Source organism: Rhodoferax sp. (assembly GCF_030653815.1).
Lineage (GTDB): Bacteria > Pseudomonadota > Gammaproteobacteria > Burkholderiales > Burkholderiaceae_C > Rhodoferax.
Window position 1 is genome coordinate 33,781 of record NZ_JAURYQ010000017.1, and the last position, 21,768, is coordinate 55,548.

22 protein-coding genes and 1 tRNA gene are annotated in these 21,768 nt (G+C 60.2%); 14 read left to right on the forward strand and 9 right to left on the reverse strand.

Going from position 1 to position 21,768, the window contains the following annotated elements; genetic code table 11:
• The first annotated feature begins 88 nt into the window (after window positions 1-88).
• Window positions 89-2,827, forward strand: coding sequence for a DUF349 domain-containing protein (locus Q7U49_RS06295; RefSeq protein ID WP_304763229.1), 2,739 nt, complete (start codon window positions 89-91; stop codon window positions 2,825-2,827).
• Here the strand turns inward: Q7U49_RS06295 and Q7U49_RS06300 are convergent.
• The 4 genes from Q7U49_RS06300 to Q7U49_RS06315 are packed head-to-tail and all read right to left on the reverse strand — an operon-like array spanning window position 2,824 to window position 5,275.
• Window positions 2,824-3,603 (reverse strand): UDP-2,3-diacylglucosamine diphosphatase, encoded by a 780-nt coding sequence (locus Q7U49_RS06300; RefSeq protein WP_304763230.1) that lies wholly within the window; start codon window positions 3,601-3,603, stop codon window positions 2,824-2,826. The two genes, Q7U49_RS06295 and Q7U49_RS06300, sit on opposite strands and share 4 nt — an antisense overlap.
• 20 nt (window positions 3,604-3,623) lie before the next feature.
• The gene (locus Q7U49_RS06305) at window positions 3,624-4,130 is read right to left on the reverse strand and encodes a peptidylprolyl isomerase (protein WP_304763231.1); all 507 of its coding nucleotides are present in this window, start codon (window positions 4,128-4,130) and stop codon (window positions 3,624-3,626) included.
• A 3-nt stretch (window positions 4,131-4,133) separates the two neighbouring features.
• Window positions 4,134-4,727 carry a peptidylprolyl isomerase gene (locus Q7U49_RS06310; protein ID WP_304763233.1) on the reverse strand — a complete coding sequence of 198 codons (594 nt, stop codon included), beginning with the start codon at window positions 4,725-4,727 and terminating at the stop codon, window positions 4,134-4,136.
• A gap of 8 nt (window positions 4,728-4,735) precedes the next feature.
• Complete coding sequence (locus Q7U49_RS06315; protein ID WP_370653972.1) at window positions 4,736-5,275, reverse strand: tetratricopeptide repeat protein; 540 nt, start codon at window positions 5,273-5,275, stop codon at window positions 4,736-4,738.
• A gap of 191 nt (window positions 5,276-5,466) precedes the next feature.
• Between Q7U49_RS06315 and cysS the strand changes: the two genes are divergently transcribed.
• The 6 genes from cysS to Q7U49_RS06345 all read left to right on the forward strand — a co-directional run bounded on the left by cysS (window position 5,467) and on the right by Q7U49_RS06345 (window position 11,024).
• Entirely contained in the window at window positions 5,467-6,843 is a 1,377-nt protein-coding gene (cysS, locus tag Q7U49_RS06320; protein ID WP_304763235.1) for a cysteine--tRNA ligase, read from the forward strand.
• A gap of 13 nt (window positions 6,844-6,856) precedes the next feature.
• Window positions 6,857-7,501, forward strand: a complete 645-nt coding sequence (locus Q7U49_RS06325) for a DNA-3-methyladenine glycosylase (protein WP_304763237.1) — start codon at window positions 6,857-6,859, stop codon at window positions 7,499-7,501.
• Window positions 7,502-7,656: 155 nt separating this feature from the next.
• A complete protein-coding gene (locus tag Q7U49_RS06330) occupies window positions 7,657-8,634 on the forward strand; it encodes an acetyl-CoA carboxylase carboxyltransferase subunit alpha (protein WP_304763238.1) in 978 nt (325 codons plus the stop codon).
• A gap of 14 nt (window positions 8,635-8,648) precedes the next feature.
• Window positions 8,649-9,629 carry a tRNA lysidine(34) synthetase TilS gene (gene tilS / locus Q7U49_RS06335; protein ID WP_304763240.1) on the forward strand — a complete coding sequence of 327 codons (981 nt, stop codon included), beginning with the start codon at window positions 8,649-8,651 and terminating at the stop codon, window positions 9,627-9,629.
• Window positions 9,620-10,888, forward strand: coding sequence for an aspartate kinase (locus Q7U49_RS06340; protein WP_304763241.1), 1,269 nt, complete (start codon window positions 9,620-9,622; stop codon window positions 10,886-10,888). The genes tilS and Q7U49_RS06340 overlap by 10 nt, the downstream gene beginning before the upstream one ends.
• A 43-nt stretch (window positions 10,889-10,931) precedes the next feature.
• Window positions 10,932-11,024, forward strand: a tRNA-Ser gene (locus tag Q7U49_RS06345).
• Between the two features lie 3 nt (window positions 11,025-11,027).
• Here the strand turns inward: Q7U49_RS06345 and Q7U49_RS06350 are convergent.
• Window positions 11,028-11,174 (reverse strand): hypothetical protein, encoded by a 147-nt coding sequence (locus Q7U49_RS06350; RefSeq protein WP_304763243.1) that lies wholly within the window; start codon window positions 11,172-11,174, stop codon window positions 11,028-11,030.
• Window positions 11,175-11,362: 188 nt separating this feature from the next.
• Between Q7U49_RS06350 and Q7U49_RS06355 the strand changes: the two genes are divergently transcribed.
• Both Q7U49_RS06355 and Q7U49_RS06360 read left to right on the forward strand, forming a co-directional pair.
• On the forward strand, window positions 11,363-12,322 hold the full coding sequence (locus tag Q7U49_RS06355; RefSeq protein WP_304763245.1) for a TerC family protein: 960 nt from the start codon (window positions 11,363-11,365) through the stop codon (window positions 12,320-12,322).
• A gap of 37 nt (window positions 12,323-12,359) precedes the next feature.
• Complete coding sequence (locus Q7U49_RS06360) at window positions 12,360-13,316, forward strand: calcium/sodium antiporter (RefSeq protein WP_304763247.1); 957 nt, start codon at window positions 12,360-12,362, stop codon at window positions 13,314-13,316.
• A 21-nt stretch (window positions 13,317-13,337) separates the two neighbouring features.
• Here the strand turns inward: Q7U49_RS06360 and Q7U49_RS06365 are convergent, their stop codons facing one another.
• Window positions 13,338-14,222 carry a LysR family transcriptional regulator gene (locus tag Q7U49_RS06365; protein WP_304763248.1) on the reverse strand — a complete coding sequence of 295 codons (885 nt, stop codon included), beginning with the start codon at window positions 14,220-14,222 and terminating at the stop codon, window positions 13,338-13,340.
• Between the two features lie 98 nt (window positions 14,223-14,320).
• Here Q7U49_RS06365 and Q7U49_RS06370 point away from each other — a divergent pair, with 98 nt between their 5' ends.
• Together Q7U49_RS06370 and Q7U49_RS06375 are read left to right on the forward strand one after the other, a co-directional pair.
• The gene (locus tag Q7U49_RS06370) at window positions 14,321-14,599 is read left to right on the forward strand and encodes a zf-TFIIB domain-containing protein (RefSeq protein ID WP_304763250.1); all 279 of its coding nucleotides are present in this window, start codon (window positions 14,321-14,323) and stop codon (window positions 14,597-14,599) included.
• Window positions 14,600-14,746: 147 nt separating this feature from the next.
• Entirely contained in the window at window positions 14,747-16,489 is a 1,743-nt protein-coding gene (locus Q7U49_RS06375) for an alpha/beta hydrolase (RefSeq protein ID WP_304763251.1), read from the forward strand.
• A gap of 2 nt (window positions 16,490-16,491) precedes the next feature.
• Here Q7U49_RS06375 and Q7U49_RS06380 read toward each other — a convergent pair whose 3' ends face one another.
• Entirely contained in the window at window positions 16,492-17,805 is a 1,314-nt protein-coding gene (locus Q7U49_RS06380; protein ID WP_304763253.1) for a D-amino acid dehydrogenase, read from the reverse strand.
• Between the two features lie 129 nt (window positions 17,806-17,934).
• On the opposite strand from Q7U49_RS06380, the gene Q7U49_RS06385 reads away from it, so the two are divergent.
• The gene (locus Q7U49_RS06385) at window positions 17,935-18,402 is read left to right on the forward strand and encodes an AsnC family transcriptional regulator (RefSeq protein ID WP_304763255.1); all 468 of its coding nucleotides are present in this window, start codon (window positions 17,935-17,937) and stop codon (window positions 18,400-18,402) included.
• A 50-nt stretch (window positions 18,403-18,452) separates the two neighbouring features.
• On the opposite strand, the gene Q7U49_RS06390 is transcribed toward Q7U49_RS06385, so the two are convergent.
• Complete coding sequence (locus Q7U49_RS06390; RefSeq protein ID WP_304763257.1) at window positions 18,453-18,869, reverse strand: RNA-binding S4 domain-containing protein; 417 nt, start codon at window positions 18,867-18,869, stop codon at window positions 18,453-18,455.
• The gene (locus Q7U49_RS06395; protein WP_304763258.1) at window positions 18,850-19,326 is read right to left on the reverse strand and encodes a DUF192 domain-containing protein; all 477 of its coding nucleotides are present in this window, start codon (window positions 19,324-19,326) and stop codon (window positions 18,850-18,852) included. Before Q7U49_RS06395 ends, Q7U49_RS06390 begins: the two co-directional genes overlap by 20 nt.
• Before the next feature lie 180 nt (window positions 19,327-19,506).
• On the opposite strand from Q7U49_RS06395, the gene icd reads away from it, so the two are divergent.
• Both icd and Q7U49_RS06405 read left to right on the forward strand, forming a co-directional pair.
• Complete coding sequence (gene icd, locus Q7U49_RS06400; RefSeq protein ID WP_304763260.1) at window positions 19,507-20,760, forward strand: NADP-dependent isocitrate dehydrogenase; 1,254 nt, start codon at window positions 19,507-19,509, stop codon at window positions 20,758-20,760.
• A 130-nt stretch (window positions 20,761-20,890) separates the two neighbouring features.
• Complete coding sequence (locus Q7U49_RS06405) at window positions 20,891-21,763, forward strand: amidohydrolase (protein ID WP_304763262.1); 873 nt, start codon at window positions 20,891-20,893, stop codon at window positions 21,761-21,763.
• The last annotated feature ends 5 nt before the right edge of the window (window positions 21,764-21,768 follow it).

Consider the following 21,768-nt stretch of genomic DNA (forward strand, 5'->3'; position numbering starts at 1 on the left):
TTTGGCCGGGTGTCAAAACCCGGCGAAAATAGCTGTTTATTCCCGCTGCCCTGCAGTGGGCACTTTCTCAATTTAGTGCGCGATGTCGATGTTCCCTTTTTCTACCCAAAGCAAAGCCAACCCCACGCTTGACGTGCCCGCCGTCAGCGCCAAAACCCCCGAGGTCCATCCGCTGGATGCGCTCACGCATGGGGCGTTTTCTGCGCAAACCTCGGGCGAGCGCATGGCCTGTATCCGCGAATGGCTGGCGACCAGTCCGGGCAACGAGCAGTTGCAGCAGGTGTTCAAGGAGCTCAGCGGCAAGGACAAGGGTGCTGCCAAACTGCTGCGCGAAAAGCTTGACGAGATCAAGCGCAGCAAGACGCAGGCCAGCATCGCACTGGAATGGGCCGACAAGGCCCAGGCGCTGCTGGCCTTGAGCAAACTCAATCTGGCCGACGCCCTGGCCTGGCAGCGCGATGCCGCCAAGGCCGGTGCGCCGCTGAGCAAGGAGCCGCTGGCCGGCCTGAAGGCGCAACTGGTGGAACGCGTGCGTGCCATTGAAGACCTGCAGCACCGGGTGCAGGTGCAGCGCGAGGCCGCGGTGTTGCTGGCGCAGCGCATCGAGGTGCTGTCGACCAAGCCCTGGACCGACGCCCAGGCTGCCCAGGAGGCCTTGGCCGCCGATGTCGCCCATTGGCAAACCGAGGCAGAGGCTTTGGTGGCGGATGCCAATTGGTCCAGTGTGGACGTTCGTTTTGTCACCCAGCTGCACGATGCGCAAGCCCAGTTGCAGCTGGTCTGGCAAGCTTTTCAGGATGCCCTGGCGCTCACGGTCGCCGCTGCCCAGGACCCGGCAGCACCTTTGCCCAAGGTGCCGGTGTGGGCTGACGAGCTGCGCGTTGCGCGCGGCATTCCGCTGGAACCGGTGGCTGCACCTGCCAAGCCCAAGGTCGACCCCGAAATTCGCGCCAAGGCCTCTGCCCATGTGGCCGAGGTGCTGGCCAAGCTGGAACATGAAATGGCCCAGGGCCATGGCAAGGCCAGCGCGGGCGCGGCCAATGCGCTGCGCCAGGTGCTCAAGGACAACGGCCGCCTGATTGACGACAAACTGGAAGCCCAGGCGCACGCGGCGCTGGTGGCTGCGGGTGAACTTGAGGGCTGGCAGCGCTGGCGTGCCGACCAACTGCGCGAAGAACTGGTGGCCAAGGCCGAGGGCCTGCTCAAGCGCCCCGAGGGCCAGGCCATGGGTGGTCGCAAGATGCAGGACCAGTTGCGTGGTTTGCGTGAGCAATGGAAGCTGACCGACCAGGGTGGTGTACCCAACCATGCGCTGTGGAAGCGTTTTGACGAAGCCTGCAACGAAGCCCACAAGGTGGTCGAGGCTTGGTTGGAAAAAATGAAGGCCGAGTCGGCCGAGCACCGTGCCCAGCGCCTGGCCCTGATCGAAGAAGTCAAGGCCTGGGCCGAGGCCAACCGGGTCGCGCTGGACGACGACTGGAAAGGCTTCAGCCGCGTGTTGCACCAGTTTGGCGACCGCTGGCGTGAGGCCGGCCACATTGGTGAAAAAATGTTTGCCGAGCTGCAACCGCTCTGGAAAGCCGCCATTGACCACGCGGCCGAGCCGCTGGAGACCCTGCAAAAGCAAAGCCTGGAAGCGCGCCATGCCATGATTGACGAGGCCCGCGCGCTGGGTGCCGAGGCCATGTTGCGTATCGACGCCGTCAAGGCGCTGCAGCAGCGTTGGCAGGCCGAGGCGCACCGCGTGCCGATCGACCGCCGCCACGAACAAAAGCTGTGGGACGCCTTCCGCAAACCGATTGATGAAGCTTTCAACCGGAAGACGGCCGAGCGCGAAAAGGCACAAAGTGCCCTGAGCGATCGCGACCGCGTCGTGCTGGACGCCTCCAAGGCGCTGCAGGCCGCCAATGCCTCAGGCGATGCGCAGGCCATTCGCAGTGCCATGAGCGCGCTTGAGGCCGCATTGAGCGGTCAGGCGCTGGCGCAGGCGGCTGTCACGGCGGCCGGCCCTGCCGAGACCAACACCGCGATGGCTCAGCCTGAGGCTGTGGCTGAAGCGCCCGAGACGGCAGAAACGTCATCAGAAGCAGCCCCTGGCGAGACGCCAGAAGCTGCACCCGAAGTCGTCAAACCCGTGGCTGCGCCCAAACGCGTGGTGGCCATGCGTGGCGATGATCGTCCGGGCATGAAAAAAGAAGAGCCTGCTGCCATGGGCCGGGGTGGCAAGTTTGGTGACCGCAAGGACGCCGGCCGTCCGGCGGGTCGTGACGGCGCGCGTGATGCGCGCGGTCCCGGCCGCATGGATGACCGTGGTCCGCGCCGCGATGCACGCCCTGACCGCCCCGCTTATGGCGAGCGCTCTGATGCGCCGCGCCTGGGCGATGCTGCCTTCCGGGCTCAGCGCGACGCGCTGGAGCAGGCTCAGTTTGCCTTGCGCAAGCTGGCGGCGCAGGCCCATGGCGAGGCCCTGACGCATTTGCTGACGGCCTGGGAAACGCGTGATGCCGCCCAAGTGCCCGGCGTGCAGGAACTCGGCAGCCGGGTCAGCCCGGCGGCGCGGGCGGCCTGGGTCAAGGCCGTGTCCCAGCCTGCTTCCGGTGAGGCTGCCACAGCACTGCTGCGCCTGGAGATGGCGGCCGAAGTGCCCACCCCGGCTGAGCAGTTGAGCGCACGGCGCATGTACCAGTTGCAGTTGTTGACCAAGCGCAACGACCCGGCACCGGCACAAACCTGGGCGCAGGATGCCGCCACGGTGCTGGCATCGGCTTTTGATGCGGCACAGGTGCGTCGTTTGCAAAATGTCCTGAAAGTGTTGCTGAAGCCTTAAGGCGTTGGGGCCAGTGCCACGCGCCCGGGTGCGTGGCCGGCGCGCAAGCGCAACACCTCCAGCCGCGGTGGCTGGGCCACAGCATCCCAGTCACTCAGCACCAGGCGGCGCAATGGCGGCTGTGCATCGGCATCCAGCAGGTGGTCCTGCGGCCGATGGGTGTGGCCGTGAATCAGGGTGCTGGCGCCATGAGCGTGCAAGCATGACAGCGCGGCTGCGGTGTCGACATCGGCATACGTGGCGCCGCTGTCTTTGCGGGCTGCGCTTTGGGCCCGCAGGCCGCGCGCAAAGGCCTGGCGCTCAGCCAGGGGTTTGGCCAGAAAGTGCGCTTGCCAGGTGGGCTGGCGCACCTGCACGCGGAACTGCTGGTAGTCCACATCGCCCAGGCACAGCGCGTCGCCATGGGACAGCAGGTAGCGTTGGTCAGCAAAGTCCAGTACCGTCGGGTCGGGCAACAGCGTCATGCCGCTGGCTCGGGCGACGTCCTCACCGAGCAAAAAATCCCGGTTGCCGTGCATGAAATACACCGGCAGGCGCCTGGAGGTGGCTTGCAAAATTTGTTGGCATTGCCGCGCAAAGGCAGCGTCGGGGTCGTCCGTGGCAGCCATGAGGTCGTCACCAACCCAGACCTCGAACAAATCTCCCAGAATGAACAGCGCATCGGCAGGCGTGCTGGCCATGTAGCGCTGCCAGGCCGCGGCCGTGGCAGGCTCGCCGACCTGCAGGTGCAGGTCAGAGATGAAGTCAACCGTGCGCCAAGCCGGTTCAGCCTTCACCGCGTGAGCTGCTTGTTGGCTTACAGTGCGACGGCTTTCTCGATCACCACGTCTTCCAGCGGCACGTCGTCATGGTAGCCCTTGCGGCCGGTCTTGACGGCCTTGATCTTGTCCACCACGTCGGTGCCTGCCACCACCTTGCCGAACACGGCGTAGCCCCAGCCTTGCTGGCTGGGTGCGGTGTGGTTCAGGAAGGTGTTGTCGGCGACGTTGATGAAAAACTGGGCGGTGGCCGAATGCGGGTCGCCGGTGCGCGCCATGGCCACGGTGTAGTTCAGGTTTTTCAGGCCGTTGTTGGCCTCGTTCTCGATCGGGGCGTCGCAGCCCTTCTGCGCCATGCCGGGTTCCATGCCGCCGCCTTGCACCATGAAGCCGGGAATCACACGGTGAAAAATGGTGTTGTCGTAATGGCCCTTGTTGACATAGGCCAGGAAGTTGGCCGTGCACTTGGGCGCCTTGTCAGCGTCGAGTTCAAGCGTGATGGTGCCGTAGTTTTTGACGTGGAGTTCGACTTGGGGGTTGCTCATGATTTATTTCACCAGGGTTGCAGAGTTGATAAGAATAGGGGTTTTGGGGACGTCGGCACCAACCGGGCCCATGCCGGTGGGCACGACTTTGATTTTGTCGATCACGTCCATGCCGGAAACGACTTTACCAAACACGGTGTAGCCGTAGCCCTGGGTGCCTGGGTCCAGGAAGGCGTTGTCCTTGACGTTGATATAAAACTGGGCGGTGGCCGACTGCGGGTCGCTGGTGCGCGCCATGGCAAGCGTGCCAACCGCATTGCGCAAGCCCTTTTCCATGGCCTGGCGGCCTTCGTGCACCACGGGGGCGCGGGTGGGCTTTTGTTGGAAATTGGCATCAAAACCGCCGCCCTGCACCATGAAGTTGTTGATTACCCGGTGAAACACGGTGCCGTCATAGTGCTTGTCCTTGACGTACTGCAAAAAATTTTCGACAGTTTTGGGCGCCTTGTCGGGGTACACCTCGACCACAAAATCACCCGATGATGTGGCAAATTTGACCTTTGGTGCGGCTTGCGCCAGGGCCAGATGGGCGGCGGAAAGCAATGTGGCCGCGACCAGCGTGGTGCGGGCCAAGGAAAAAAGGGTTTTTAGATGCATGGTGCCGCTCATTTCTTGGGTGCCAGTTTGGGTTTGAACACGTCAAGCGTCAGGGTCAGCTTGGGTGGAATCGCCGTGTTGCCGCTGTCCAGCAGCAAAGCCCTGTTGTAGGACTGACTGGCCAGCCGGACATAGACGTCACCCAGGTTTTCGTGGGCGGTGGCGTAGTTGGGGTTGGTGCGAATGGCCATTTCAAGCGTCACGCGCGCCTTGTCATACTGGCCCTGGCCCGCGTAAAGCACGGCCAGGTTGTTGTACGGCTCGGGCAGTTCAGGGTAGTCCTGGGTCAGCAGCGTGAAGGTATTGATGGCCTCGGCCGGTTTGCCCAGATTGCGCTGGATCACGCCCTTGAGAAAACGCATTTGGGGGTCGGCGGGTTTGCTGGCCAGGTAGCTGTCAACCTTGGCCAGGGCTTCGGTGAATTTGTTGGCGCGCACCAATTGGTTGGTGTCTGCGTATTCGTCCGCATGGCCCGACAGGGCCGTCAAGGCTCCCAACAGGGTGAGCCAGCGCAAGGATGTGTAAACAATTGAACGGGCGTGCTTCATGGGTGGATGGGTCCGGTAGGGTGGGCTTGACCTGCCAGAAAGCGGGTGAATGCAGGGCCTTATACTGAGGTGAATTGTAGCTGAGGGTCGTTGATTGGAACGCCTGCCGGCCACTGCCAGCCATGCACCATGAACGCGCTGTGCCCCTTGCCTGGCGCAGTTTTGCCCTTCACACCGAATTTGAAATACTCATGAGTTTGCGCATTTACAACACGCTGTCGCGTGATCTTGAACCCTTTAAGCCTTTGCAGCCCGGCCACGTTCGCATGTACGTGTGCGGCATGACCGTGTACGACCTGTGCCACCTCGGCCACGCGCGGGCCATGGTGGCCTTTGATTTGGTGCAGCGCTGGCTTAAAAGCAGTGGCTACCAGGTGCACTACGTCCGCAACGTCACGGATATTGACGACAAAATCATCAAACGTGCGTTGGAAAACGGTGAAACCATCCGCGCCCTCACCGACCGCATGGTGGACGCACTGCACCAGGACGCCGACGCCTTGGGAATTGAGCGGCCCACCCACGAGCCGCGTGCCACCGACTACGTGCCTTCCATGCTCAAGCTCATCAGCCAGTTGCAGGACAAGGGACTGGCCTACCAGAGCGGTGACGGCGACGTGAACTTTGCGGTGCGCAAATTTGATGGCTACGGCAAGCTCAGTGGCAAATCGCTCGACGAGTTGCGTGCCGGTGAGCGCGTGGCTGTGGTGGATGGCAAGACCGACCCGCTGGACTTTGTGCTGTGGAAATCGGCCAAACCCAGTGAACCTGCCGACGCCAAATGGGACAGCGTTTACGGTGTTGGTCGCCCGGGCTGGCACATCGAGTGTTCGGCCATGTGTGGCGAATTGCTGGGCCAGACGGTGGACATCCATGGTGGCGGTGCCGACCTGCAGTTTCCTCACCACGAAAACGAAATTGCCCAAAGTGAAGGCGCCAACGGGCAGCCGCTGGCGCGTTTCTGGATGCACAACGGATTTGTCACGCGTGACAACGAGAAAATGTCCAAGAGTCTGGGCAATTTCTTCACCATTCGCGAAATCCTGGCCCGCTTTGACGCCGAGACGCTGCGCTTCTTCATCATCCGCGCACACTACCGCAGTGCCTTGAACTACAGCGATGTGCACCTCGAAGATGCCCGCCAGTCGCTCAAGCGCTTGTACACCGCGTTGGCGCTGGTGCCGCCCGAGGCGGTCACGATCGACTGGAGCGACCCGTTTGCGGCGCGCTTCAAGGCCGCCATGGACGACGACTTCGGCACGCCGGAAGCGGTGGCCGTGCTGTTTGATCTGGCCAGTGAGGTCAACCGCACCCGCTCGGGCGCGTTGGCCGGTTTGCTGAAGGCGCTGGGCGGCTGCCTGGGGCTGTTGCAGCAAAACCCGCAAAGCTACCTGCAGTCGGGCACGGCGGTCCGCGACACCGACATTGCCCAGCGCATTGCCGAGCGCGCGGCTGCCAAGGCCACCAAAAACTTTGCCGAGGCTGACCGTATTCGCCAGGAGTTGCTGGTGCAAGGTATCGTGCTCAAGGACAGCGCCAGCGGCACCACCTGGGAAGCCGCCAAATGAGATCAATGACGTGATGGGTGCGACAGACAGTATGAGTATCGCGACGCCGGCGTATTGGGAAGATGCCTGCAAGCATCTGATGAAGAAAGACCGCGTCATGAAGCGGCTGATCCCACAGTTTGGTCAGACCTGCCTGCAAAGCCGGGGCGATGCCTTTGCCACCCTGGCCCGCAGCGTGGTGGGTCAGCAGATCTCGGTCAAGGCGGCCCAAACCGTGTGGGACCGCTTTGCGAAATTGCCGCAGCAGATGACACCGGCGCAGGTGCTCCGGCTCAAGATTGACGACATGCGGGCGGCCGGTTTGAGCGCCCGCAAGGTGGAATACCTGGTGGACCTGGCGCTGCACTTTGACAATGGCTTGGTGCATGTGGAGGATTGGGTGGCCATGGACGACGAGGCCATCATTGACGAGCTGGTGGCCATTCGCGGCATAGGCCGCTGGACCGCCGAGATGTTCCTGATCTTTCATTTGATGCGCCCCAACGTGCTGCCGCTGGACGATGTGGGCCTGATCAACGGCATCAGCAAAAGCTATTTTTCAGGCGAAGTGGTCAGCCGCAGCGATGCGCGCGAGGTGGCGCTCGCCTGGGCTCCTTACCGGACCGTGGCAACTTGGTATATTTGGCGCTCGTTGGATCCGGTGCCGGTTGAATACTGAAACCTTGTGGGTCAGATCTTTAGCTCTGACCCCAACTGATTGTTGGATGTCGACCTTGTGGGTCAGATCTTTAGCTTTGACCCCATCCGATCGTCGGATGTTGGATGTCAACCTTGCGGGTTAGACTTGTTTTGAATTGATGAGATGGAGTTGTTGTGGCTAAAAAAACTTTCCTCGATTTCGAGAACCCGATTGCCGAGCTGGAAAACAAGATTGAAGAGCTGCGCTATGTGCAGACCGAGTCGGCGGTGGATATTTCGGCTGAAATCACCCAACTGGCCAAAAAAAGCCAGCAGCTCACCAAAGACATTTACAGTGACCTGACACCTTGGCAAATTACCAAAATTGCCCGCCATGCCGAGCGCCCGTACACCATGGACTACGTGAACGAACTGTTCACCCATTTTGTCGAACTGCACGGCGACCGCCATTTTTCGGACGACCTCAGCATCGTGGGGGGGCTGGCCCGTTTCAATGGCACACCGTGCATGGTGATTGGCCAGCAAAAAGGGCGCGACACCCGCGAGCGCGCCACTCGCAACTTTGGCATGAGCAAGCCCGAGGGTTACCGCAAGGCCTTGCGGCTCATGAAAACCGCTGAAAAGTTCAAGCTTCCGGTGTTCACTTTTGTCGACACACCGGGCGCCTACCCGGGCATTGATGCCGAAGAGCGTGGCCAGTCCGAGGCCATTGGCCGCAACATCTTCGAGATGGCGCAGCTGGAAGTGCCGGTGATCGTCACCATCATTGGCGAAGGCGGCTCCGGTGGCGCGCTGGCGATCTCGGTGGGCGATCAGGTGCTGATGCTGCAATATTCGATTTACTCGGTGATCAGCCCCGAAGGTTGTGCTTCCATTTTGTGGAAAACCTCCGAAAAGGCCCAAGAAGCGGCTGACGCGCTGGGCATTACCGCGCACCGCCTCAAGGCCCTGGGTGTGATCGACAAGATAGTCAACGAACCGGTCGGTGGTGCGCACCGCGACCCCCGGCAAATGGCGGCTTTCCTCAAGCGCGCGTTGACCGATGCGTATCGCCAGGTCAGCGACCTCAAGGTCGACGAACTGCTGGCGCGGCGCTACGAGCGTCTGCAGAGTTATGGCCGTTTCACCGACACCAAAAACACGGGCAAGTAAATCGCCGTCATGCCATGACACGCTCGTTTGAGCAGGCCATTGCAGACTTTGCGCCAGCGTTGCCCTTGGCCGTGGCCTACAGCGGCGGCGCAGATTCCACGGCGCTGCTGTTGGCTTGCGCACGCCAATGGCCGGGGCAGGTGACTGCCGTCCATGTACACCATGGTTTGCAGGCGGCGGGTGACGACTTCGAGCGCCATTGCCGCAGCTTTTGTGCCGACCTGAATGTGCCGTTGGTGGTGCAAAAAGTCGATGCCCGCCACGCCCCGGGGCAAAGCCCGGAAGCGGCGGCGCGCCACGCCCGCTACCAGGCCATTGATGCGCTGGCCCTGCATGGGCAGCTCGCCATTCAAACCATCGCCATAGCGCAGCACGCCGACGACCAGGTCGAAACCCTGCTGCTGGCGCTGAGCCGGGGTGCCGGCCTGCCGGGCCTGAGCGCCATGGCCGCGCAGTGGCAGCGTGGCGGGCTGACTTATTGCCGGCCCTTGCTGCAGGTCAGCGGCATCGCCATTCGGGACTGGCTGCAGACCGAGGGCGCTCGGTTCATTGAAGACCCCAGCAACGTCGATGAGCGGTTTACCCGCAACCGCATTCGCGCCCGCGTGTTACCTGTGTTGCAAGCCTGTTTTCCGCAGTTTCGCGACACCTTCACCCGCAGCAGCCGGCATGCCGCTCAGGCCCAGGTGCTGTTGCAGGAGGTGGCGGCTGAAGACCTGGCGCGCGTGGGCGTGCCGCCCGACGTCAAGGCCTTGCAGGCGCTGAGTCCCGCGCGGCTGGCCAATCTGTTGCGCCATTGGTTGCTGAGCGCGCACCAAGCGACACCAACCAGCGCGCAGTTGGAAGCCCTGACGGCCCAGATTGCGGCTTGCCGCACCCGGGGTCATCAGATCCACCTGAAAGTGGGTCAGGGCTTTTGTGTCAGGCGGGGGAAAGTCCTCGATTGGTACAATCCCCATCCTTTGCAACCCTCTTCAAACCCTTCATGTCCTTGATTGTTCACAAATACGGCGGCACCTCGATGGGCTCAACCGAGCGCATCAGCAATGTCGCCAAACGCGTTGCCAAATGGGCGCGTGCCGGCCACCAGATGGTGGTGGTGCCCAGCGCCATGAGCGGCGAAACCAATCGTTTGCTGGCCCTGGCCAAAGAGCTGGCACCTGCCAAATTGAACGATGCCTACAACCGTGAACTCGACATGCTGGCCGCCACTGGCGAGCAGGCCTCCAGTGCCTTGCTGGCCATCGCGCTGCAGGCCCAGGGCCTGGAATCGGTGAGCTATGCCGGTTGGCAGGTGCCCATTCGCACCAACAGCGCCTACACCAAGGCCCGCATCGAATCGATTGACGACAAACGCGTGCGCGCCGACCTGGATGCTGGCCGGGTCGTCATCGTGACCGGTTTCCAGGGCCTGGACGAAGCAGGCAACATCACCACGCTGGGCCGCGGCGGTTCCGACACCTCGGCGGTAGCTGTGGCAGCGGCCATGAAGGCCGACGAATGCCTGATCTACACCGACGTCGACGGCGTCTACACCACCGACCCGCGCGTGGTGCCCGACGCGCGCCGCCTGCACACCGTCAGCTTCGAGGAAATGCTGGAGATGGCCTCGCTGGGCTCCAAGGTGCTGCAGATTCGCTCGGTGGAATTTGCCGGCAAGTACAAAGTCAAATTGCGTGTGCTGTCGAGCTTCACGCCGTGGGACATCGACATCAATGAAGAAGCCAAATCTGGCACCCTGATCACTTTTGAGGAAGACGAAAACATGGAGCAAGCCATCGTTTCAGGCATCGCATTTACCCGCGACGAGACCAAAATTTCTGTGCTGGGCGTGCCCGACAAGCCCGGTATTGCCTACCAGATCCTGGGTGCTGTGGCCGACGCCAACATCGAAGTCGACATGATCATCCAGAACATCAGCAAGGATGGCAAGACCGACTTCAGCTTCACCGTGAACCACGGCGACTACGCCAAGGCCATGGACTTGCTGAAAAACGTGGTGCTGCCCAAACTGGGTGCGCAAGAGGTGGTGGGCGACACCAAGATTTGCAAGGTGTCGATCGTCGGCATCGGCATGCGCAGCCATGTGGGTGTGGCCAGCACCATGTTCCGCGTCTTGAGCGAAGAAGGCATCAACATCCAGATGATTTCCACCAGCGAGATCAAGACTTCGGTGGTGATTGACGAGAAGTATATGGAACTCGCCGTGAAGGCACTGCACAAAGCTTTTGGCCTGGATCAGGCGCCAGCCTGAAAAAAGCCTTGAAGTCGTGACATAATCGCGGCTCTGATTTTCAGGAAACGTGACCGAGTGGCCGAAGGTGCTCCCCTGCTAAGGGAGTATGGGGTGTAGAGCCTCATCGAGGGTTCGAATCCCTCCGTTTCCGCCAGTACTAAACCCCAAGTGATTGATTTACTTGGGGTTTTTTTATGTCCGGGCTGATGTGCAGCACAGCGGCATGACGGCGTCGCATGACGAAGCCGATCGCCACCACCTGCATGGCGGCATTGGCGTCGATGCCAAACAGTGCGCAGGCCATCAGGATCAAAGCGCTTCAGTCGGTCGTTTTTTACCCAGGCTTCAGATGCCTTTCTCGTGTGCCGTCAGGTTCGTGCGTAACAACCAATTCGCCACGACATTCCTTTTTTTGCGAACTATTCCTATTGTTTTTTCAGAATAAACATGTTGATATCTCGATAAACTTCGACATCAATTCGAAAGGACGTTATGGAAACAATTGCCCCGCTATGGTTGTGGGTCACCTTCGGCGGCATCGTGCTGGTGTCGCTGTTCGTTGACTTTGTCGTGCTCAAAAAGCAGGGCTCGCATGACATCGGTGTCAAGGAGGCGCTGAACTGGTCGCTGGTCTGGATTTCGCTTAGCTTCTTGTTCAACGGACTTTTTTGGTGGGCAGTCAGGGACGCCACCGGCTCGACCGAGATGGCCAACACCAAATCGCTTGAATTCCTGACCGGTTACCTGATTGAGAAATCACTGGCCGTGGACAACATTTTTGTCTTTCTGTTGATCTTCACTTACTTTGCGGTACCGACGCATTTCCAGAAACGGGTGCTGATGATCGGCATCATCGGCGCCATTGTGTTGCGCACCATCATGATTCTGGTGGGGGGCTGGTTGTTGGCTGAGTTCCACTGGATCTTGTATGTGTTCGGAGCGTTCCTGATCCTGACTGGCATCAAGATGTGGTGGGCCGCCGGCAAAGAGCCTGACCTGAACGACAACCCCGCTTTGAAGTTGCTGCGCAAGCTGCTGCCGGTCAGCAAGCATTATGACGGCGAGAAGTTCTGGACGGTCGAAAACGGCAAACGCATTGCCACACCGCTGTTCATGGTGATTTGTCTGATTGCGCTCACCGATGTGATTTTTGCGGTGGACTCCATCCCCGCCATCTTTGCCATCACCAAGGACCCGTTCATCGTGCTGACCAGCAACGTCTTTGCCATTCTGGGCTTGCGTGCCATGTACTTTTTGCTGGCCGCGGTGGCCAACAAGTTTCACTTGCTCAACTATGGCCTTGCGGTTATTCTGGTGTTCATCGGTACCAAGATGTCCTTGATCGATGTGTACAAAATCCCGGTGCATGTGTCGCTGGGGGTGGTCGCGGGCATTTTGGCCTTTACCATGCTGCTGAGCCTGCGCACGACCCCTGTGCGAATCAAGGAGTGAATCGTCGCGTGAGCTGCCCGATCTGGAGATAAGGCCGATGGATGTCTGGATGACCATCGCGTTGGGCTTGACGATGCTGTTGTTGGGCGGGGAACTGCTGGTGCGCGGTGCGGTGGCGTCGGCGAAGTCAATGGGCGTGTCGCCGCTGCTGATCGGGCTCACGCTGGTCGGGTTCGGCACCTCGACGCCGGAGTTGGTGACGAGTGTGACGGCCGCACTCAACGGCTCGCCGGGCATTGCGGTGGGCAATGTGGTGGGCTCGAACATTGCCAACATCTTGTTCATTCTGGGGCTGTCCGCGGTGATTTACCCGATGGCCGTCAACCCGAAGGGCTTCCAGCGCGACGCCCTCATGATGACGGCGGCGGCGCTGGCTTGCCTGGGTGTGGTGCTTTACGGACGCATGGACATGCTGATGGGCGCGGCCTTCATTGCGATCTTGTTGGTCTATATTGTGTTTGTGGCTGTGCAGGAGAAACGCGCGCCGGACGAGGCGGCCCTGGTGGCCGAGCACCGCGCGGAGGATGCGCGTAAAGGGCCGGGCAAGATGGCGCTCTCGTTGACCATGGCAGTGGCTGGCATTGCGATCACTATTTTTGGTGCGCGCTTTCTGGTGGACGGCTCGATTGGCCTGGCCAAAGGCCTGGGGATATCGGACACGATCATCGGGCTGACCATTGTGGCCGTGGGTACCTCGATGCCCGAGTTGGTGACCTCCGTGATGGCGGCGCTGCGCAAGCATGCCGATGTGGCTTACGGCAACATCGTGGGCTCGAATATCTTCAACGTGCTTTTTATTCTGGGCACTACAGCCATCGTCCACCCGATCGAGATGCCTCGCCAGATTGCGGCTTTTGACATTTGGGTGATGCTGGTGGCGACAGGCTTGCTCGTTTACTTTGCTCGCACGGGCGCCAAACTGCAGCGCTGGGAGGGCTGGGTCTTTATTGCCGCTTATGCGACCTACACCGGCTATCTCATTTCTATTGCCTAGATCTTCACGCCAGAAATTCCGTTAAAGCGCTGCCTCCAGCAAACGCTGCACCAGCGGGTGTTGCACTTTCTTCTCAGTGCCGATGGCAAAGAAATGTTCGACCACCCCCTCGCAAGCACCCAAACGCTGCACTGCGTAATGGGCCAGCAAATCTTCGTGAACCCACTCGGCGGCCGGGAAGATCCCCATGCCGCTGGCGCCAAAAGTCTTGAGCAAAGCGCTGTCTTCAAACTCGCCCACCACGCGCGGCCGGATCGCGCGCTGCTCAAACCAGTGGTCCAGGCGCGCTCGGACCGCCGTGTGTGCAGTGGGCAGCAGCATAGGCACATCGGCCAGGCTTTGGGGAAAGTTTTTGCCTGCGGCTGCCACCATGTTCGCCGTGCCATACCAGGCGATCGCGGAGGACCCCATGCCATGGCTGTAGAGCTTGATGTTGGGGTTGGTGGGTGCGGGGCGGTCTGATAACACGACGTCCAATCGATGCAGGGCCAGATCCCCCAGCAACTCGTCAAACTCGCCCTCATTGCACAACAGGCGCAAATGGGGCTCGGGGATCACCGGCCCTAACAGTCGATGCACCACCAGCTTGGGCAAGCCGTCGGAGATGCCCACGGCCAGGCGCACCGTGGGCGCGCTGACAGCGTCGCGCACCCTGGCCGGCAGGTCTTCGCCAAGCTGAAAAATCTGGTCCGCCTGTTGCATGGCGGCCAGGCCCGCGTCGGTCAATACCAGGCCCCGCCCAGCCGGTTTGAGCAGCGCGAAGCCGAGCGAACGCTCCAGTTCGCGCACTTGGGCGCTGACGGTTTGCACCGCCATGTCCAACTTGTCGGCAGCCCGTGAAATGCCACCTTCTTTGGCCACAACCCAGAAGTAGTACAGGTGTTTGTAATTGAAGGGTTTGCTCATGGTCTTGTTTTTTAAGAGTATCGGTTAAAAATTATCTGCTTTTTTAAGATCGTTCCCACTGCTATCGTCAAATCATCTGCAACCTTTAGGAGAAAACCATGAAATGCCCAAGCTGCCCCGACACCACCCTGGTCATGAGTGATCGTCAGGGTGTCGAAATTGACTACTGCCCCGCCTGCCGTGGCATCTGGCTGGACCGCGGAGAACTCGACAAACTGCTGGACCGGGCCGCCACCGCACCGCTGCCCGCGACATCAGCTGCTGCAGCGCCCCCACGGAGTCGGCAACAACCCGACTTTGAAGATTCGGATTTCCGCGACCGCCAGCGCTACCAGCACGGTCGCAAAAAGTCATGGCTCAGCGAGATCTTTGACTGAAATCAAAAATAGTCGTCTTGCCGTTCCCATGCCGTCTGGCGGGAGACCCGGTTGTGCCGGAATTTCCCCCATCTATTGATCCAGGTGGGATTCTTTCTTTGGGCTTGCGGTGTAGCATGTTGGCCATCAAAACTGAGGTGATCCATCATGTCAAATCATCACACCGCACACCGGGACGGGCCTGAAAGCATGGCTGGCCTCGAATCCGCCATTCGCGCCATCAACAAGCAGGCTGATCCTTTCGGCATCATCTCCTCTCAGATCAATGCCCAGGTGGCCTTGATGATGCACCCGCAGGAATTTCTCAAAGCCGTGGACGACTTGTCCTCGGACTGGATCGCCCTGTATGACCATGCGCTGCGTCGCATGCTTGGCATGCCTACCCACGAAGTGTTCGAACAAAACCCTGAAGACGCCCGCTTTGCCGACCCCATCTGGACCGAGTCCGCGATCTGGGACATCTACAAAGAGTGGTACCTGACATTTTCCAACCGGCTGCAAAAAATTTGTCTGGAAACGCCCGGCTTGTCAGGTCACGCGCGCCGTCAGGCCGCGTTCTGGCAACGCAACTGGCTCAACCGGGTGTCGCCCACCAATTTCTTCTGGCTCAATCCGCAGGCTATGGCCCGCGCCATCGAAACCAAAGGGGCGAGCCTGCAGGCAGGGTTGAACAATTTCATGCGCGATGCGGCGGCCAAAAACATCCAGATGGTCGAGCCCGATGCCTTTGCCGTGGGCAAGGACCTGGCCACCACCGCGGGCAAGGTGATCTTTCGCAATCGGCTGGTCGAATTGATCCACTACGCGCCCACCACGAAGCAGGTGCGCGCCATGCCCATCCTGATCGTCACACCCTGGATCAACAAGTTTTACATTCTGGACCTGACCGCGCAAAAGAGCATGGTCAAGCACCTGACTGACCAGGGCTTTTCGGTATTCATCAGCAGCTGGAAGAACCCGACCGCGGACATGTCTGAAGTGCGGCTTGACGATTATTTGCTGGAAGGCGTCGAGGCCATGGTCAACGCCACCACCGAATTTTGCAAGGTGCCGCAAGTGCACCTGGTGGGTTATTGCATTGGTGGCACACTGGCTGCCACCTACATGGCCTGGGCCAACAAGCGCTATGGCGACGACAGAATGGCGGTGGCGCACTGGACGCTGCTGACCTCGCTGACCGATTTTTCCCATCCCGGCGAGATCGAAGTGTTCATCGACGAAGCCTGCATCAGCGCCCTGGAGGAATCGATGGCGAAAAAAGGCTATCTGGACGGCGGGGAGATGGCGAGTTCTTTCCGTCTGCTGCGCTCCAACAGCCTGATCTGGCATTACTGGGTCAAGAGCTATTTGATGGGCGAAAAACTGCCGCCGTTCGACGTGCTGTTCTGGAACACCGACACCACGCGGATGCCGCAAGCCATGCATTCCTATTACTTGCGCGAGATGTACCTGCACAACAAGCTGGTCAAGCGTGACCAACTCAGCATCGGGGGCGAGTCCATCGATCTGAACCGCATCACCCAACCACTGTATGCGGTGACCGCCGAAGAGGACCATATTGCGCCTTGGCAACAGTGTTATCTGATCCGGCGCGACATCCACCCCGAAACCCCGGTGCGCTTTGTCAGGTCAAGTTCCGGGCATATTCTGGGCATCGTCAACCCGCCGGTGAATCCGCCCAAGCGCAGCTACTGGGTGGCTGATCCCGAGGCCAATGACGACTCAGAGCGCTGGCTCAGCCGTGCCGAGAAAAAGCAGGGTAGCTGGTGGCCCGACTGGACCGCCTGGCTGCATGCGCGCACCGGTGACATGGTGCCCGCCTATGCCACCACCAGCCGAAAATTTCCGGCGCTGGCAGATGCGCCGGGCACCTATGTGCTGGAGAAATAGGCTCAGGCGGTGGCGCTGACCGCCCGTTTGGGCAGGTTGCGAATCGGTGCGGGGGCGCTGTAGCGGTCCAGCGCCAAACCTTCCGTGCTGATGGCAGGCTGCCGCCCCGTAACCAAATCGGCCAGCAATTGCCCGGAGCCGCTGGCCATGGTCCAGCCCAGGGTGCCGTGGCCGGTGTTCAAAAACAGGTTGGGGTACTGCCGGGTGGCGCCGATGATGGGCGTGCCATCGGGCGTTTGCGGGCGCAAGCCAGTCCAGAACTCCGCCTTGGGCAGGTCGCCGCCGGGGAACAGGTCGGCCGTCACCATCTCTAAGGTGGCGCGGCGTTTGGGGTTCAGGCTCAGGTCAAAACCACTCAACTCGGCCATGCCACCAACGCGGATGCGCTTGTCAAAACGCGTGATGGCCACCTTGTAGGTCTCATCCAGCACGGTGGACTGCGGTGCCAGGCTGGCGTCCAGCAAAGGCACCGTGAGCGAGTACCCCTTGACCGGATACACCGGAATGCTCAGGCCCAGGGGTTGCAACAGCTGGCGCGTGTAACTGCCCAGTGCCAGCACATATTTGTCGGCCTTGACCACTTCGGCCTCAGGCCCCGCCAATTGCACGCCCTGCAGGCTCTGGCCGTCAGACAGCAGCTGCTTGACATCCACGCCGTAGCGGAACTGCACGCCCAATTGCCGCGCTTTCTCGGCCAGTTGTTGGGTGAACATGAAGCAGTCACCGGTCTCATCATGGGGCAGCCAGAGGCCGCCGAGCAACCGGTCTTGCGTGTGGGCCAGCGCGGGCTCCACGCGGGCCAGTCCGGCGCGGTCCAACACCTCATGCGCCACTCCGCAGGCGCGCAGCACCTCCAGGTCACGCGTCACGGCGTCAAGTTGCGCCTGCGAGCGAAACACCTGCAGCGTGCCACCCGTGCGCTGCTCGTACTGGATGCCGGTGTCCAGGCGCAGTTGCTGCAAACAGGCGCGGCTGTACTCCGACACGCGCATCATGCGTTCCTTGTTGATGGCATAACGCGACGGCGTGCAGTTGGCCAGCATGCCCGCCAGCCAGCGCAACTGGAACAGTGAGCCATCGGCGCGCAAGGCCAGCGGCGCATGTTTCTGAAACAGCCATTTGAGGGCTTTGAGCGGAATGCCGGGTGCCGCCCAAGGAGTTGAGTAGCCGGGCGAAACCTGGCCCGCATTGGCAAAACTGGTTTCCAGCGCTGCGCCAGGCTGGCGTTCCAGCACTGTGACCTCGGCCCCGGCGCGGGCCAGGGCATAAGCCGTTGAAATGCCGATGACGCCAGCGCCTAAAACAACAACTTTCATGCGAACCTCATGTTGAACAATTGATTTATGAAGTTTATGTAAGCATTAGCAGTAAATTTCGCTGTTTTAAACTATGATTTCAGCGAAAAATATAAACTACAACTGGAAAACTCGATCCAAACCAGAAAAATGGCTGAACTCGACCGCATTGACAGAAAAATCCTCGATATCCTGCAGCGCCAGGGTCGCATCTCGATGACCGAACTTGGTGAGCAGATCGGGCTCTCGACCTCACCCTGCGCCGAGCGCGTTCGGCGCATGGAGCGCAGCGGTGTCATCACCGGCTACCACGCCCAGGTCGACCCCAAGTCGGTGGGGAAAACGCTGCTGGTGTTTGTTGAAATCACGCTCACCACGAAGTCGGGCGATGTGTTTGACCAGGTCCGCAAGGCGCTTTTGCACATGCCGGAGGTGATGGCGTGTTACCTGGTGTCGGGCAACTTTGACTACCTGGTGAAGGCGCGCCTGAATGCGATGCCCGATTACCGTGAGTTACTGAGCAGCATTCTGCAAAAGATCCCGGTGCCGTCGCAGTCGCACAGCTATGTGGTGATGGAGGAAGTCAAGGACACCGCCATCATGAACATTAAGTTCTAATCAGTTGGGGTCAGAGCACGTCGCTACGCGAGTGGTCTGACCCGCAAACCTCAGGGTTTGAGGCTGGCGCTCCAGCGCTCGTCCCAGTCATGCTGGCGCAGCTGCTCGGTGTCGCGCCGGTCGCGCTTGGTGGGGCGGCCCTGACTCAGGCTCAGGGCCGGCTCGGGTGCCAGCCGGCGCTGCTCGGCTGCTTGTTGGCGCTGGCGAATGGAGTCTTCGGTTTCCTGGTAGAGCAGGGCGGCGAGCGGCGCCGGGCCCCGCTTGTCGCTGACGGCCAGCACGGTCACGGTGCGGCTGATGGGCCCGTTGCGCAACTGCACGCTGTCACCGGCCTTGAGTTCACGCGCCGGTTTGGCCACCACGCCATTGACCTGCACCCGACCCTTGTCAATTTCGTCGCAGGCCAGGCTGCGCGTCTTGTAGAAACGCGCAGCCCACAGCCACTTGTCAAGGCGCAGACGTTCCATTTTTTGCGATTGGCTTGAACGGTGGGCCACTGAGCTTGAAGCCTGCCTTGATGCCTTTTTGGGCAAACCAGCCCTGGTTCATTTCCAGCACATAACGCACCGGCTTGGCCGAGCAATGGGAGTCGCTGCTTTGCGGTGTCATGTCGGCCAGGTTGACGATGGTGCCGTCATCAGCCACAAAAGCGGCAGTCAGGGGCAACAAGGTGTTTTTCATCCAGAAGCATTGTTGGCCAGCTTGCTCAAAGACAAACAGCATGCCCTCAGCGTGTGGCATTTGCCGGCGAAACATCAGGCCGGTGCTGCGTTGTGCGGGTGTGCCTGCCACCTGGGCGTCAACCAGGTACATGCCTGCGGTGAGCCTGACGCGCGGCAAATCGAGCTGAGGTGCGTCCTGGGCGAAACTGGTGCCTGAGCACAGCAGGGCCAAGGTCAGAAAAAAGCTGGCGAAAGGGTTCATGGCCCGATTTTGACCCAAAAAATAGCGCTGACTATCCCTGCGCAGCTTGTCATCGCAAGCTTGACTGGACTGACCGTGTTGGACGCTTGGATGGGACTAGAATGAAAAAGTCTAAACAACACGGGTCGGTTTGCTCGCTGGCCTGTGCCTAGATTGATCAACTACCGGAGACACAAGACCATGTACCAGCACATCAAGGTGCCCTCAGAAGGCCAGAAAATTACCGTCAATGCAGACTACTCATTGAACGTGCCCGACCAGCCCATCATTCCTTTTATCGAAGGTGATGGCACTGGTTTCGATATCACGCCCGTGATGATGAAGGTGGTGGACGCTGCCGTGGCCAAAGCCTACGCCGGCAAGAAAAAGATCCACTGGATGGAAGTCTATGCCGGTGAAAAGTCCACCAAAATTTACGGCCCAGACGTCTGGTTGCCAGAGGAAACACTGGCTGCCTTGCGCGAGTACGTGGTGTCCATCAAGGGCCCGCTGACGACACCGGTGGGTGGCGGCATTCGCTCGCTCAACGTGGCCTTGCGCCAGGAACTCGATTTATACGTTTGCCTGCGCCCGATTCAATATTTCGAAGGCGTGCCCAGCCCGGTCAAGGAGCCGCACAAGACCAACATGGTGATCTTCCGCGAAAACTCCGAAGACATCTATGCCGGGATCGAGTTCGAGGCTGAATCTGCCAAGGCGAAAAAGCTCATCAAGTTCCTGCAGGACGAAATGGGTGTCACCAAGATCCGCTTCCCCAACACTTCTGGCATCGGCATCAAGCCGGTGTCACGCGAGGGCACCGAGCGCCTGGTGCGCAAGGCCATCCAGTACGCCATCGACAACGACAAGCCCAGCGTGACGATTGTTCACAAGGGCAACATCATGAAATTCACCGAAGGCGGCTTCCGTGACTGGGCCTACGGTCTGGCACAGAAAGAGTTCGGTGCGGAGCTGATTGACGGCGGCCCGTGGTGCAAGTTCAAGAACCCGAAAACGGGCAAAGACATCACGGTCAAGGACAGCATTGCCGACGCCTTTTTGCAGCAAATTTTGTTGCGCCCGGCCGAGTACAGCGTCATTGCCACGCTGAACCTGAACGGTGACTACGTGTCGGACGCCCTGGCCGCGCAGGTGGGTGGCATTGGTATTGCACCTGGCGCCAACTTGTCCGACTCGGTGGCCTGTTTTGAGGCTACCCATGGCACAGCGCCCAAGTACGCCGGCAAGGATTATGTGAACCCGGGTTCTGAAATTTTGTCGGCTGAAATGATGTTGCGCCACATGGGCTGGGTCGAGGCCGCAGACGCCATCATCAAGTCGATGGAGCGCTCGATTGCCAGCAAAAAGGTCACCTACGACTTTGCCCGCCTGATGGACGGTGCCACGCAAGTGAGCTGCTCTGGCTTTGGCCAGGTCATGATCGACCACATGTAATTGACTGAACAAGCCGTCCTTGACGGTTTGATGACAGCCCCATGGCGCGCCGGCGCTTGGGGCTTTTTTTATGCGTTCCTCACGTTTACCCCGATACCCAGTCGGGCCGTGGACCGGCAATATAGCCACCATGAAAATCGACAGTCACCAGAATTTCTGGCACTTTGAACCGCAGGCTTTCCCTTGGATATCGGAAGACATGCCCATCCTGCGCCGGCATCAACGCCCGGCTGACAGCCGGCCTGGCATGGACAGCAGTGGCGTGTTGGGGGTGATTGCCGTGCAGGCACGGTGCGAACCCGAGGAAACAGACTTTTTGCTCGGTCTGGCGGCCAATCATCCGCATATTTTGGGGGTGATCGGTTGGGCCGATTTGACCAGTGCCACACTGCAGGCAGACCTCGCGCGCTGGCAGGGTCAGGAAAAACTCAAGGGTTTTCGGCACTTTTTGCAATACGAGCCGGACCTGGCTGGAGTCATCAGCAACCCGGCCTTCAACCAGGGCGTGGCGTGTTTGCAGCGACAGCAACTGGTCTTTGAGGTGTTGGTTTTTGCGCATCAGTTACCCACCGTGTTTGATTTTTGCACTCGCCATGACGAGCATGCGCTGGTGTTGGACCATGTGGGAAAACCCGCACTCAGGGACTGGCTGACCGCACCCGAGGCAAGGCACCAATGGACGCAAGACCTGCAGCAACTGGCCCGCTTGCCCCATGTCAGTTGCAAAGTCTCGGGGCTGGTGACGCAGACCGATTGGCAGCATCAGGATGATCCCAGCGTGGCCGACATGGCGCACATCGAGCAATGTTTTGACGTGGCCCTGCAAGCCTTCGGGCCGGAGCGGCTGATGTTTGGCTCTGATTGGCCGGTCTGTCAGATGGCTGCCAACTACCAGGGCGTTCACGCCATTGCGCAACGCTGGGCGGCATCGCGTCTTGATAGCCAGGCACAGCGTGCTTTCTGGGGGGAAAATGCCATGCGAATTTACGACTTGACGATTTGAGTCAC